General features: G+C 70.6%; 14 protein-coding genes and 1 tRNA gene. 1 reads left to right on the forward strand and 14 read right to left on the reverse strand.

Annotation, left to right across the window (positions count from 1 at the left end; translation table 11 throughout):
* The 7 genes from BGM09_RS13445 to BGM09_RS13475 all read right to left on the reverse strand — a co-directional run.
* A partial coding sequence (locus tag BGM09_RS13445; RefSeq protein WP_188281780.1) for a Rho termination factor N-terminal domain-containing protein occupies positions 1-327 on the reverse strand: 327 nt, incomplete at its 3' end.
* 340 nt (positions 328-667) lie between these two features.
* The gene (gene thrB / locus BGM09_RS13450) at positions 668-1,591 is read right to left on the reverse strand and encodes a homoserine kinase (protein ID WP_188281781.1); all 924 of its coding nucleotides are present in this window, start codon (positions 1,589-1,591) and stop codon (positions 668-670) included.
* Between the two features lie 256 nt (positions 1,592-1,847).
* A complete protein-coding gene (thrC, locus tag BGM09_RS13455; protein WP_411158300.1) occupies positions 1,848-2,942 on the reverse strand; it encodes a threonine synthase in 1,095 nt (364 codons plus the stop codon).
* 20 nt (positions 2,943-2,962) lie between these two features.
* Positions 2,963-4,255, reverse strand: coding sequence for a homoserine dehydrogenase (locus BGM09_RS13460; protein ID WP_188281782.1), 1,293 nt, complete (start codon positions 4,253-4,255; stop codon positions 2,963-2,965).
* Between the two features lie 203 nt (positions 4,256-4,458).
* Positions 4,459-5,850, reverse strand: a complete 1,392-nt coding sequence (lysA, locus tag BGM09_RS13465; protein ID WP_188281783.1) for a diaminopimelate decarboxylase — start codon at positions 5,848-5,850, stop codon at positions 4,459-4,461.
* Positions 5,851-5,986: 136 nt separating this feature from the next.
* Entirely contained in the window at positions 5,987-6,973 is a 987-nt protein-coding gene (nrtL, locus tag BGM09_RS13470) for an ArgS-related anticodon-binding protein NrtL (RefSeq protein ID WP_188281784.1), read from the reverse strand.
* 123 nt (positions 6,974-7,096) lie between these two features.
* Positions 7,097-7,489 (reverse strand): response regulator transcription factor, encoded by a 393-nt coding sequence (locus BGM09_RS13475; RefSeq protein ID WP_391122650.1) that lies wholly within the window; start codon positions 7,487-7,489, stop codon positions 7,097-7,099.
* Between the two features lie 189 nt (positions 7,490-7,678).
* Between BGM09_RS13475 and BGM09_RS13480 the strand changes: the two genes are divergently transcribed.
* Positions 7,679-7,750 (forward strand) — tRNA-Arg (locus tag BGM09_RS13480).
* Between the two features lie 234 nt (positions 7,751-7,984).
* Here the strand turns inward: BGM09_RS13480 and BGM09_RS13485 are convergent.
* From BGM09_RS13485 to BGM09_RS13515, 7 genes are all read right to left on the reverse strand, one after another.
* Complete coding sequence (locus BGM09_RS13485; RefSeq protein ID WP_188281786.1) at positions 7,985-9,376, reverse strand: tyrosine-type recombinase/integrase; 1,392 nt, start codon at positions 9,374-9,376, stop codon at positions 7,985-7,987.
* Complete coding sequence (locus tag BGM09_RS13490) at positions 9,373-9,573, reverse strand: helix-turn-helix transcriptional regulator (RefSeq protein WP_188281787.1); 201 nt, start codon at positions 9,571-9,573, stop codon at positions 9,373-9,375. The genes BGM09_RS13485 and BGM09_RS13490 overlap by 4 nt, the downstream gene beginning before the upstream one ends.
* Positions 9,563-10,918 (reverse strand): replication initiator, encoded by a 1,356-nt coding sequence (locus tag BGM09_RS13495; protein WP_188281788.1) that lies wholly within the window; start codon positions 10,916-10,918, stop codon positions 9,563-9,565. Before BGM09_RS13495 ends, BGM09_RS13490 begins: the two co-directional genes overlap by 11 nt.
* Positions 10,915-11,163 carry a hypothetical protein gene (locus BGM09_RS13500; protein ID WP_188281789.1) on the reverse strand — a complete coding sequence of 83 codons (249 nt, stop codon included), beginning with the start codon at positions 11,161-11,163 and terminating at the stop codon, positions 10,915-10,917. Before BGM09_RS13500 ends, BGM09_RS13495 begins: the two co-directional genes overlap by 4 nt.
* 158 nt (positions 11,164-11,321) lie before the next feature.
* Positions 11,322-11,516 (reverse strand): hypothetical protein, encoded by a 195-nt coding sequence (locus BGM09_RS13505; protein ID WP_188281790.1) that lies wholly within the window; start codon positions 11,514-11,516, stop codon positions 11,322-11,324.
* A gap of 13 nt (positions 11,517-11,529) precedes the next feature.
* The gene (locus tag BGM09_RS13510) at positions 11,530-12,849 is read right to left on the reverse strand and encodes an FtsK/SpoIIIE domain-containing protein (protein ID WP_223186847.1); all 1,320 of its coding nucleotides are present in this window, start codon (positions 12,847-12,849) and stop codon (positions 11,530-11,532) included.
* 65 nt (positions 12,850-12,914) lie between these two features.
* The gene (locus BGM09_RS13515; protein WP_188281792.1) at positions 12,915-13,271 is read right to left on the reverse strand and encodes a hypothetical protein; all 357 of its coding nucleotides are present in this window, start codon (positions 13,269-13,271) and stop codon (positions 12,915-12,917) included.
* Between the last annotated feature and the right edge of the window lie 173 nt (positions 13,272-13,444).

A 13,444-nucleotide genomic window follows, 5' to 3' on the forward strand; every position in this document is an offset into this window, starting at 1 on the left:
CCGCGAGGTCGCGCGGCGCTTGGGCTTCTCGGCCGCGGGGGCCTCTGCCGCGGGCGCGGCGGCCTGGGCCGCTGCGGCGCCGCCGCCCGCCTGCTTCTCCTTGATGGTCTCGATCAACTGGCTCTTGCGCATCCGCGCGGTGCCCTTGATACCGAGACCGGAGGCGAGCTGCTGCAACTCGGCCAGGACCATGCCGTCAAGACCGGTCCCGGACCGGCGTCGCCGTGAGGCACTGGCCGTGGCAGCACCGGTAGCAGGCGCGTCGGCATCGGACGCGGCAACAGAGTTCTCTGCGCGCACGCCCATCAGATCGGTGGTGTCGCTCACGAAGGGTCCTTCCCTGGAGCGGACGTCGGCCTGTCTGGCTCGGCGACCGGTCGTGCTGTCCGGATCTGGGCGTTTCCGCTGCTCAGATCCGGGGCGGTGGTCCGCCTGACGGCGGCAAAATACATTCGGGGCTCGGCACGACAAGTGTTCTGGTGCCGACTCCGGAGCGTGCTCGACACTGCGCAGGACTGCTGCCTATGCGGTGTGGGAGGCTCCCGGAAGATAAGCGGTCCCACGGAAGGGACACAGTGCATCGCGCCCATTGGGCGTCGAATGCAGGCTTGAGGTTAACACTACCGGATCCGACAAACATTCCCCCTCTCTACGACCGGCAATCGTGTCACTGCCCCCCTGCGAGCGGCAGAACACTGGCTCCGGCCGTGTCGAGCGCCAGACGGTTGGCCGCCCAGCCCTCGCCGGCGAACCGGGTGACCTTGTCGGCGGCGCCCTCCTCGGTGAGCGCCAGCACCGTGGGTCCCGCACCGGAGATCACGGCCGGTACGCCGTCGGCGCGCAGCCGGTTCACCAGCGCCAGGCTCTCGGGCATGGCGGGCCCGCGGTAGTCCTGGTGCAGGCGGTCCTCGGTGGCGGGCAGCAGCAGCTCGGGGCGCCGGGTGAGCGCCTCCACCAGCAGCGCGGCCCGGCCCGCGTTGGCAGCGGCGTCCACATGCGGGACGGTACGCGGCAGCAGCCCGCGGGCGGTCTCGGTGAGCAGGGGGGTGGCGGGCACGAACACCACGGGGACCAGCGAGCGCGCCGGGTCCAGCCGGATCGCGCGGGCCGCGCCGCCCTCGGTCCACGCCAGGGTGAAGCCGCCCATCAGGCAGGCGGCGACGTTGTCGGGGTGGCCCTCGATCTCGGTGGCCAGCTCCAGCAGTGCGATGTCGTCGAGTACGGCGGGGCCGCCTATCGTCACCGCGCGGGCTGCGATGATGCCCGCGCAGATGGCGGCGGAGGACGAACCGAGGCCACGGCCGTGCGGAATGCGGTTGGCGCACACCACTTCGAGGCCGCGCGGCTGACCGCCCAGCAGGTCGAAAGCGGTCCGCAACGACCGTACGACCAGGTGCTTCTCGTCCCTGGCCAGGGTGTCGGCGCCCTCGCCCGCGATGTCCACGTGCAGGCCGGAGTCGGCGACGCGGACCACGACGTCGTCGTACAGTCCCAGCGCCAGGCCGAAGGCGTCGAAACCGGGGCCCAGATTGGCGCTGGTCGCGGGGACGCGCACTCGTACAGCGGCGGCGCGGAACGCGGGACCGGCCATCGTTCGACGAATCTCCTCGTACGGTTCGCCCTGCGGGCGCGGCTTCATCGCCGGGCGGCGGGGCGGGGGAGGCACTGCCCATTGGCAACTGCCGGAGTCGGGCACACTGCGGTGCCGCTGAGGTAAGCCTATCGAAGGAAGGTTCTCCTGCGACATAGGGCGCACGAAGAGCGCGTGATGCGTGTCGCCCCTCCCCCGTGCGCCCCGTGCCTGCGGCACGCTTTCCCCATGACGGCGAGCCCGGGGAGGGCCCGGCTCAGACCAGCCCGAGCCGCTGCGCGGCGGCATCGGCGTCGACCGGCACAATCACCGGCTGCGGGGCACCCTCCACGGCCCACCCGGGATCCTTGAGCCCGTTCCCGGTGACCGTGCAGACGATCCGCTGACCGGGATCCACCTTGCCCTCCTCGCGGGCCTTGAGCAGCCCGGCGACCGAGGCGGCGGAGGCGGGCTCGACAAAGACACCCTCCTTCGCGGCCAGCAGCCGGTAGGCGGACAGGATCTGACGGTCGGTCACGGCCTCGATGAGGCCGCCGGACTCGTCGCGGGCCCGCTCCGCCTGCTGCCAGGACGCGGGGTTGCCGATCCGGATCGCGGTGGCGATCGTCTGCGGCTGACGTACGGGCGCGCCGTTGACGATCGGCGCGGCGCCGTGCGCCTGGAAGCCCCACATGCGCGGACGCGAGGCGGACACACCGTCCGCCGCGTATTCGCTGTAGCCCTTCCAGTACGCGGTGATGTTGCCCGCGTTGCCGACCGGGAGGAGGTGGATGTCGGGGGCGGCGCCGAGCGCGTCGACGATCTCGAAGGCGGCGGTCTTCTGCCCCTCGATACGGGCCGGGTTGACCGAATTGACCAGCGCCACCGGGTACTTCTCGCTCAGCCCGCGCGCCAGGTCGAGGCAGTCGTCGAAGTTGCCGTCGACCTGGAGGATGCGGCTGCCGTGCACCAGCGCCTGGCCCATCTTGCCGAGCGCGATCTTGCCCTGCGGCACCAGCACCGCGCAGACCATGCCCGCGCGCACCGCGTAGGCGGCGGCCGACGCCGAGGTGTTGCCGGTCGAGGCGCAGATGACGGCCTGCGCGCCCTCTTCCTTGGCCTTGGAGATGGCCATGGTCATGCCCCGGTCCTTGAAGGAGCCGGTGGGGTTGGCGCCCTCGACCTTCAGGAAGACGTCACAGCCGGTCAGCTCGGACAGGAGCTGGGCGGGGACCAGCGGGGTGCCACCCTCCAGCAGCGTGACCACCGGGGCGTCCGGGGCGACCGGCAGCCGGTCCCGGTACTCCTCGATGATGCCGCGCCACTGGTGGGTGCCCGACATCCGGGGCCGGTCGACGGTTCCGTTGTCCATGGTGCTGTTCATAGCGGGCCCTACTCCCCTTCCACACGCATGATGCTGGCGACGCCGCGTACGGTGTCGAGTTTCCGCAGGCTGGCGACCGTCGCCGAGAGGGCGGAGTCGAGCGCGCGGTGAGTGACGACGACAAGGGAGGCTTCCCCGTCCTTGCCCTGCTGCCGCACCGTGTCGATGGACACGTCGTGCTCGGCGAAGACCGTCGCGACCTGCGCGAGGACGCCCGGTTTGTCCGCCACGTCGAGGCTGATGTGGTAGCGGGTGACCACATCGCCCATCGGGCTCACCGGCAGTCGCGTGTACGCGGACTCGCCGGCGCCGGTGGTCTCCGCCAGCTTGTTGCGGCAGGCGGCCACCAGATCGCCGAGGACGGCGGAGGCGGTGGGTGCGCCGCCCGCACCAGGACCGTAGAACATCAGCCGCCCGGCCGCCTCCGCCTCGACGAAGACCGCGTTGTACGCCTCGCGCACCGAGGCCAGCGGGTGGGTGAGCGGGATCATCGCGGGGTGGACGCGCGCGGTCACCGAGCGCCCGTCGGGGCGGCGCTCGCAGATGGCGAGCATCTTCACCGTGCAGCCCATCTTCCGCGCGGACGCGATGTCGGCTGCGGTGACCTCGGTGAGGCCCTCGCGGTGCACGTCGTCGATGGTCACGCGGGTGTGGAAGGCGATTCCGGCGAGGATCGCGGCCTTCGCGGCGGCGTCGAAGCCCTCGACGTCGGCGGTCGGGTCGGCCTCCGCGTATCCGAGCGCGGTGGCCTCGTCCAGCGCCTCGCTGTACCCGGCGCCGGTGGAGTCCATCTTGTCGAGGATGAAATTCGTCGTGCCGTTGACGATGCCCAGCACCTTGTTGACCTTGTCGCCCGCGAGCGACTCGCGCAGCGGCCTGATCAGCGGGATCGCTCCGGCGACGGCGGCCTCGTAGTACAGGTCGACACCGTGCTCGACGGCCTTGGCGTGCAGATTCGCGCCGTCCGCGGCGAGCAGCGCCTTGTTCGCCGAGACCACGGACGCGCCGTGCTCGAAGGCGGTGGTGATCAGCGTGCGGACCGGCTCGATGCCGCCGATGACCTCGACGACGACGTCGATGTCGCCCCGTTTGACCAGGGCGGTCGCGTCCGTGGTGAGGAGTTCGGCGGGGACGCCCTCGCGGACCCGGTTGGGGCGGCGTACCGCGATCCCGGCCAGTTCGATGGGGGCGCCGATCCGCGCGGCGAGGTCGGCGCCCTGCGTCGTGAGGATGCGCGTGACCTCTGAGCCGACCACTCCACAGCCCAGCAGCGCCACCTTCAGCGGACGCGTACGCATCATCCGACCTCGTCTCTCGTACAGCTCCGTGCGGACCCGGGGTCCGTACAGCTCTTGGATGGGAACCAGTCTCACTCACCGGACGGGAGATGCCACGCCCTGTCCGGTGAGTGAGACCGGCTGTTCACCCGGCGATATTTCACGTCACCGAGCGCGTTCGGCCCGTGAGATTACGCGTCACCGGCTCCGTACACTGCCGAATCGCCTCAACCGACGTCCAGGCGCAGCAGATCCTCCTCCGTCTCGCGGCGGACGATCACCCGCGCCCGGCCGTCGGTGACGGCGACCACCGGGGGACGCAGCGCGTGGTTGTAGTTGCTGGCCATGGCCCGGCAGTACGCGCCGGTGGCCGGTACGGCGAGCAGGTCGCCGGGCGCCAGGTCGGCGGGGAGGAAGGCGTCCTTGACGACGATGTCGCCGCTCTCGCAGTGCTTGCCGACGACCCGGCTGAGCATCGGCTCGGCGTCACTCGTACGGGACACCAGCGAGACGCTGTACTCGGCGTCGTAGAGCGCGGTGCGGATGTTGTCCGACATGCCGCCGTCGACGCTGACGTACGTGCGCAGGCCGTCCAGCGGCTTGATCGTGCCGACCTCGTACAGCGTGAAGGCGGTCGGTCCGACGATCGCGCGGCCCGGCTCGACCGAGAGCCGGGGCACCGCGAGCCGGGCCGCCTCGCACTCGCGGGTGACGATCTCGCCGAGCGCCTTGGCGATCTCCTGCGGCTCGCGCGGGTCGTCGTCGGTGGTGTACGCGATGCCGAGGCCGCCGCCGAGGTCGATCTCGGGCAGTTCGACGCCGTGCTCGTCGCGTACCTCCGCGAGCAGCGACACGACGCGGCGCGCGGCCACCTCGAAGCCGGCCATGTCGAAGATCTGCGAGCCGATGTGGCTGTGGATGCCGACCAGTTCGAGGCTCTCCAGCTTCAGCACCCGGCGGACCGCCTCCGCGGCCTGCCCGCCCGCGAGCGCCAGACCGAACTTCTGGTCCTCGTGCGCGGTCGCGATGAACTCGTGGGTGTGCGCCTCGACGCCGACCGTGACCCGGATCTGCACGCGCTGCCGCTTGCCCTGCCGGTCCGCCTCCGCGGCGACCCTGGCGATCTCCTGGAACGAGTCCAGCACGATCCGGCCGACGCCGGTCTCCACCGCGCGCTCGATCTCCGCGGTGGACTTGTTGTTGCCGTGCAGCGCGATCCGCTCCGCGGGCATCCCCGCGTCCAGCGCCACCGCCAGCTCCGTACCGGAGCAGACGTCCAGATTCAGCCCCTCCTCGTGCAGCCACTTCACGACCGCGCGGGACAGGAACGCCTTGCCCGCGTAGAAGACGTCCGCGCCGTGGCCGAAGGCCGCCCGCCACGCGCGGCAGCGGGCCCTGAAATCCGCCTCGTCCAGGATGTACGCGGGCGTGCCGAATTCCTCGGCGAGCGCGCGCACGTCCAGGCCGCCGACTTCGGCGGCGCCGTCGGCGTTGCGGGTGACGGTACGGGACCAGACGCGGGTGTCGAGGGTGTTGAGGTCGGCGGGCGGGGCGGCGTAGTGGCCCTCGGGCAGCACGTCGGCGTGGCGGGGCCCGGCGGGGTGTGCGGAACGGCTCACGGTGTCGTCTTTCTTCGCAGATCGTAGGTGTGCGGCTTTGTGGGGTCTTGGGCGGTTTGGGCGGCAGCTTCGCCGGCCTGGTCTCGTTCAGCGGGCTCACGGGCTCCCGGGTTCCGGGCTCTCGGGCTCCCGGACGTCAGACGCGGTCGGGTGCGCTGATGCCGAGGAGGTGGAGGCCGTTGGCGAGCACGATGCCGGTGGCGTCGGCGAGCCGGATCCGGGCGGCGTGGACGGCCGAGGGTTTCTCGTCGCCCTTCGGCAGCGCGGGGCACTCGTCGTGGAAGCGGAGGAAGGCGTCGGCCAGCCGTTCCAGATGGCGGGCGAGCCGGTCGGGCGCGCGACGCCGTGCGGCGGTCTCGACGACGCGGGGGAAGTCGGCGATCAGGCCGAGCAGTTCGGTCTCCGCGGGGTGGTGGTACGGGTCGTCCACCGTGCTCTCGATCTCCACGCCCAGGTCATGGGCGTTACGGAGCAGCGCGCGGGTGCGGGCGTGGGCGTAGCGGATACGGAAGAGCGGGTTGCTCTCGCGCTGCGCGAGGAACGTGCCATCCGTACGGGGCGGGTCCTCGGCGGGCGGCCGGAGCAGCGACCAGCGGGCGGCGTCGGGGCCGAGGCGGGCGGAGGGGTCGTCCTGGGGTTCGGCCGCCGTCACCCGTTCTTCGGCGGCTCCGGGCGCGGCGCCCGCGGCGCGCAGCAGTCGGTTCACGGCCTCGGCGACGGCCTGGGCGCGTACGGCGCCGTCCTCCGCGGCCACGCTGCCGGCCTCACCGGCCAGGCCGTCCCCGGTCCCGTACTCCGGGCCCTGGGCGCGCACCTGCCGTACGACGTCCGCGTACGCCCGCGCGTCGAGGGTGATGTTGAGGAAGCCGGGGCCCGCGATCTCGACCAGCGCGATGCCGGGCTCGGCGCTGAGCCGCCTGCTGAGGATCTCCGCGACCTGCCGCGGCGGGCGCCCCGCGGCTCCCGCGAGCTGCAACGCCACGTTCGTCGCGTAGTCCCCGCACCCCGGCCGCGGCGGCCGTTGCACCACGACCCGCTCCGGCACCTCCACCCCCAGCTCCCCCGCCGCGACGGCACGGCGCACCGTACTCAGCACGGTGCGGGACAGCTCAGCGGGGGTCACGCGGCAAAGCCTAGGCGAGGGGGTGGGGCCCGGGGCGACCGGGTTTTCCCCCGGGGCCTCGGGGGCCCTGGCTCCGCGGGGGGGGCGGGCGCGGTCTCCCAGCCCTCACTTATGGAACCGGGCTTACGCGGAACCGGGTGCGGAAGCGGTCTGCCCGCGGGGCTCGGGGGGCACGGGGCCGCGCCGGACCAGCCCGCGTACGGTCTCGACCAGATCGGCGGGCTCGAAGGGCTTCGCGACATAGGCGTCCACCCCGCCCGTCCCCTCCGGCAGGGACCCGGCGCTCACCATGACGATGCCCACGCGCCGCGTCTCCGGATCCGGGTCCGCCCGCAGCCGCGCCGCCGTCCGTACCCCGTCCAGCCGCGGCATGACCACATCCAGCGTCACCACATCCGGCCGCACACTGTGCACGATCTCCAGGCACTCGGCACCATCAGCCGCGGTCACGACCTCGAAGCCCTCCAGCTCCAGGTTGACCCTGATCAGTTGCCGGATCACCTTGTTGTCATCCACAACAAGCACCCGGCCGGACGCACCCGCCACACCTCGAAGAGTAGGCGTGCCCCTCTCGATGCGTCCGCGTTTTGCCCATTTCTTCCCCGCCACGGGTGAACCCCCCTCCCCCCAGCACCCCCCACCTCCCCTCCCCCGCCGAAACCCTGTCCAGCCCCCCTCCCCCAACCTGCTAATGTTCTTCCCGTCGCCCCCGTAGCTCAGGGGATAGAGCAACGGCCTCCGGAGCCGTGTGCGCAGGTTCGAATCCTGCCGGGGGCACCTTGAAGAAGGTGCCTAAAGACCCCGCCACCAGCGTCAACGCTGAGGTCGGGGTCTTTGCGTTTGCGCAGCCGGAGGCGGCTTGCGGCAGCCGTTTGCCAGTGATCACGTTGTAATGACGTGTTGATCTTGGATGACGTTTCAGCACGTCATGCGCCCTCTTCCGCACAACGAAACGGGCCCCGGATTTTTCCGGGGCCCGCGCTGTCCACGCCATTCGACTGGCGTGGATCGTCACTCCTCCGCCCCCTCCCTTCCTTCTCCCAGGCCGCGCATGATCCGTTCGTTCATCTCGGTTTCCTGGCCGTCGATGCACTTGGCGTAGATCTTCAACAACACGTCCACCGAGTGGCCCGCGCGGGCGGCGACCTCTGGTGCAGGGACGCCGGAGTTGAGCCACTGCGAGACGCCCGCGTGGCGCAGGTCGTACGGCCGGGCTGCCATCACCGAACGGACTTGGCCGGGCGAGAGCGCCAGTTCCCGCGCCCGCTTCCAGACGCGGGAGTACGACGAGGCGGCCACGACGTTGCCGTACTCACTCTGGAACAGCCGTCCGTCGTCCGCCGTCCCGAACTCCTCTACGTGCTCCAAGAGCATCCGCACGAGCGGTGGCGGAATCGGCACCGTCCGGACCTCTTCCGCCGCGCGCTGTTTGAGGCCCCGCCGGTCGTGGGCCTCGCCGGAGTCCGTCCACGACTTACCGGCGGTCGGCCGCGTCTCGGCCAGTTCCAGGCGGCCCCACCCGGTCCGGGGCAGCGTGCAATCCGACCGGCGCAGGCCGAGCGCTTCAGCGGGCCGCACGGCCGCGTAGTAGAGACAGCCGAAGAAGGCCCGCAGGCGCCGACCGCTGGCCCGGTCATATGCCCCTACGTAGGTCACGGCCGTCAGCAGTTCGCCCGCCTGCCGGGGATTGACCACCACTCGCCGGTCAACCTCTTGGACCGCCCGCTTCCCGCGCTTCCGACGTACGCGAGTGAGCGGGTTGGACGACAGCGCCTCCAGTTCGACCGCGTACTCCAGCGCATTGAAAACCACGGCACGCCGACGCCGGTACGTCTGAGTGGCCGCCGGCTTGCCGTCGAGCTTCCGCCCGAGCGCGTCGATCAGCTCATGGACGCGAGCGACCTCCAACAGTTCCACGACCGGCAGCGAAGCCTTTTCGATCCACGCCAGCGCAGAGACGATCTCCTCCGGCCGCTCATGATCCCGCCGTGACGGAGGCAACAGATGCGAGCGCAGTGCCCGCCGCAGTACCTCGGGTGACGGCCGCCCACGTGCGGGCTTGACCAGCACCGGTACGACTCCGGCCAGGGCATCGGTCATGCTGTCGCGGTGTTTGGCCGACGCCTCCGCCCACCGGTGGTCGAGGTACTTCACCGCCAGGTCGAGGAAGGACAGCGCAGCCGCACCCCTGCGGAGCGCATCTGGCAGCCCTGACACCGTGTCGAAGGGCTCTCCCTTCTCGACGGCACGGAGGAGCTTCGCGCGGAACCGATCAGCGAGCGCATTGGTCTTGTGCGACTCCCCGAACGGCTGGCCGTCGACCACCCACCGGACCACGTACGTGGGCTTCTTCGTCGTCTTGTTGACGCTGATCTTCCAGACGGAGACTTTGTACGACTTCACGCCGTGCCCTCCGCCCGCTCGTCCAGCCATGCGCTCAGCGCAGACCGCCGGACCCGCAACTCGCCGTTCGGCAGCCGGATGCACGCCGGGGCGGTGCCCAGCTCGCGCCAGCGGTAGAAAGTGCGCCGGGAGATCCCGCCCAGCTCGTCCAGAACCTCCCGCACGGTCAGCAGCCCTGTCACGCGCTCACGCCCCATGACGTTCACCGCCCTCCCGCACCGAAGCCGCAATAAGGGCCGCCGCCGGCGAATAGCCACGCCCGGCATAGCGCCACTCTCCCGCCGTCACGACCGGGCCTTCGCCAAGGCCGAGGGCGTCCCGCTGCTCCGCCGCACGGTGGTCGGCACGGTCCCGCCGCAGAGCCGTGAGCGTGGTGGAGTACAGCCGGGACTTGGTGGAAAAGTGGCCGCCGTAACCGAGCATGTGGGCCCAGCGGCGCAGTCCGAGCGGTTCGAAGTCGGGCAGGCTGCCCAGCCACCAGCAGGTGGCGATCATGCGCAGCACGTGAGGACGTACCGGCAAGAGGACCAGGTCACGCGCCCGGTGGATACGGCCGTCGACGGCGCCGGCGGCCTCGGCGCCCTTGGTGGCGTACTTGGCGATGTATCCCGCCACGGCCCCCGCGGTCAGTTGCCCCGTGGCGAATTCGGCGATGGTCCGTACGTCGGCCTGAGAGCCGAAGCGGAGCAACCGCGGGCCAATGACGCGCGCACCCGGTGCGGCCAGGCGTACCAGTCCAGCCGCGGTGAGAATCGCGTCGGTCAGGAGAGCGGTAGTCGCCCATCCGGGCGGAGCCGTCTCCGGCCCGTCCGGACCGTCCAGCCGAACCACCGCGTGGAAGTGGATCAGGCCGCGCCGCTGGTACTCCGCCACCTTGGCGTACGAGAGCCGGACCGACTCCCCCAACTGCGCGCGCGACATACCGACTCGACGGGCAAGCTCGCGGCGTAGCTCTAGGGCGAAGCGGTGCCAGAGAGCACCCGCGTGGACTTGCCACAGGACAGCCCCCGCGTAGTCGTAGCACCGCGGACACAGTGGCTCGCCGAGGCGAGGATCGTCCGACGCGTGATGCATGTGGCAGCCGACCGATTCGCCGTGCGAACACTGCTCCCCCGACCGACGCGGACGACACCGACGCTGTCGGCCATCCCGTTCACGTCGAGTGTGTACCGACCCGAAGCCCGGAGCCGTCAGCGTGACGAAGACCCGCGGGCGCCCCGCCACGACGACAGGAGTCGACTTGCCGCCGACGAGCCCGGCCCGGATCAGGTAGTACGTGTCGGCCCGGTACGTTCGCGCGCAGGCCGAGCAGACGCTCGCCCGACGATTGCCGCACGCGACCAGGAGGCGCCCGCCGTACGTCTGCGAGTCATGCGTCCACAGCACCTCGCCTGTGCGCGGGTCAATGAACGCCGACTGCCCGACGAGATGAATCGGATTGGCGCAGCCGTTGAGACGGACGATGTTCCGGCGCCAGGCCGCGAAGTCGGGCTCTGCCGCCATGGCGACGAGTGAGGCGACGCTCTTCGGAGTCGCGTTCATCGGCGACCGCCCCCGAACGCCTGCCACATGACAGCCGTGATGGCTTCCGGACGGGTCTTTGCGCTGAACCTCAGCGTGGGGTCGGTCAGCCAGAGTGCGGCGGCGTGCGCCGGGCACAACCAACGTTCAAAGCCATCGAGGCCGACCATGACGACCTGTTCCCGGCCGTCGCACGTCGGTCGTTCCGGCTCCCGCAACTCGCACTCAGGCGGGCGCAACTTGCGCGGGCGGTTGGCGGTGGACACAGTGTGAGTGCTCCTTTCACTGCTCATGTGGCGGATGGAGTGGGCTCCTGGCGGGGTCGGGTTTGGCGACTTCGCGCCCCGCTGGGAGCCGTTCGCGTGTATGCACGCGGGTCTTGATCTGGGCATGGCTGTCCCCTTCGTCGTGCGGGGAGGCTTGGTCAGAAGCGCAGTTGGCCGAGGAAGGTGCTCAGGCCGGTCAGCGCGGTGGTGACGAGTGGGGCCGCACCGGTCGCAGCGAGCAGGAACCCGAAGATTCCGCTGATCAGGACGTCCGGTAGCCGCAGATAGTGGATTCGCAGAAGAAACCAGATGAGGAGGCCGAGCAGTAGGACCGCCGACACGGACACCAGCACGGTTCGCCCCCTCTCAGACGTCGTCGTCGCGGTCGAGGCGTTCCAGGACGGCGGTCGCGCCGGTGCCCTTGGCTGAGCCGAAGTCGCTTACTGGGTCGTGCAGTTCGGTGAGGTACGGCGTCAGGTGCGCGTACGCGGCGGCCGTTGATTCCGCGTCCGTCTCAGAGATCAGGTGGGAGCGGGCGCGTTCCCAGCCGTCGCCAGAGGCGAGTACGGCGGTGCCGGCCTGGTCGGGGCGGATGGCTTGGGCGGCCTTGAGGGCATCGGGGTTGAGGTCGCCAAGGGCCATCTCCGCTGTACCGGGATCGGCGACCCGATGGCAGACCCGGCCGCCGAGTTGGGCGCGCAGGGCAGTCACTCCCGGTCCGAGGTCGGAGCCGACTCTCTGACCCGCCACGATGAGGAACACGCCGAGCGCGGCGCCGAGTTGGGCGAGCCGGATGAGCGCCGTACCGGCCGCGTGCGCCTCGTCCTTCTCCGTGCGGTTGGCAATAAGGAACAACTCCGCCAACTCGTCCACGATGACGACGACCGGGACAGGCCGCTTCTCCTCCGGCAGCCCCCAGACGTTCCGGACGTGTGCCGCCCGGCATATCGCCATGCGCTCCTGCGTGAGGCTGACGAGAGCAGATAACAGCGTCACCGCCTGCGTGCGGTTGGTGGCCAGAGCGGAGAGCCGGGGTCCGTACAGTGACAGCTCCATGCCGCCTTTGCAGTCAATTCCGACGAGGGCGACCGGTTGCGGTGCCAGCCCGGCAACGAGTGCGTTGATCAGGGTCGACTTGCCCGAGCGTGTGGCTCCCACGATGAGCCAATGGGGTATCTGGCGAAGGTCGATCACCCAGCGGGCGCCGGTTTCCAGCACGCCAACAGCAACGCTCAGGAGACGATCACCGCTTCGGGTCGCGGGCAGGCGCGGTTCGTTGAGCGGATCGGCAGCCGAGGCCGAGATCCGTATGAAGCCGGGTTTCCACGCCGTGACGCGTACGGCGTGTACGAGCCAGGTCTCGGCGAAGGCCGGCGCCGCCTTGGCGAAGTCCTGCGGTATCTGTCCAGGGAGAAGGCGTACGACGAACCAGAAGCCGCCTGCCGTGGGGCGTACGGTCCCGCGCCGGGGAACCCGCGGTTGTGGCGGAGGCGCGCCGTTGCCCACGAGGCCGGACACGACGGTCAGCGCTGCCTTACGGCTCACCGCCAGCCCGCACCCGGCCATCAAGGGCCGCCACGTACGGCTGATGCGTACGCACGCGACGGGGAAGCAGACGAGGAGCCACCATGCCGCCGGGTATCGGCGGCGCAGGGCGGGCCCAGCGATGATGAGGCCGGTCACCAGCGCGAGGCCGCCCGTGAAGACGAGGGTCGCGGCAGCGTGCCCGGCGGATAAGGCGGCGTGATTCGTCACTGACCGGCCCCCTTGCCGGTCGGCGCAGGAGCCGACGGGGCCGAGAACGGCAGAATCTCCGCGGCCCGGAAGGCGACTCCGTGCCGACCGTCGTTCTCCCACGGCGTGGCCACGAGATCCCGCACGTGCACCGGCATCCCGAGCTGCACACCGCTCGGCTCCCCCGCCACGCTCACATTCACTACGTCCGCGGACCCGGCGGACATGAGGCACAGGCCGACCTGAAAGACCGTCCGGCCGGTGTCGCGGTCGACCCGAAGCTGCCCGGTCTCACGGTTGGCGACACGCGGAGCCGGGGGCACCGCGCAGATGATCGCCGTGTACTTGGTGGTGTCGATCGGAAGGCTTGCCACTTCTCTGAACTCCTCTGTCATCGGGGGTGAGTCGGCGTACGCCGACTCTGATTGACAACCCGTAGTACGGGTCGAGAGTCCAGAGTGCGACCCGTAGTACGGGTTGTCAAGTGATTCGAGATGCGGGACGCTACTTGCTCGCGAGCTAGTAAGCGCTCTACTTGCTTGCGCGC

It is taken from the genome of Streptomyces sp. CBMA29, assembly GCF_014596445.1.
GTDB lineage: Bacteria > Actinomycetota > Actinomycetes > Streptomycetales > Streptomycetaceae > Actinacidiphila.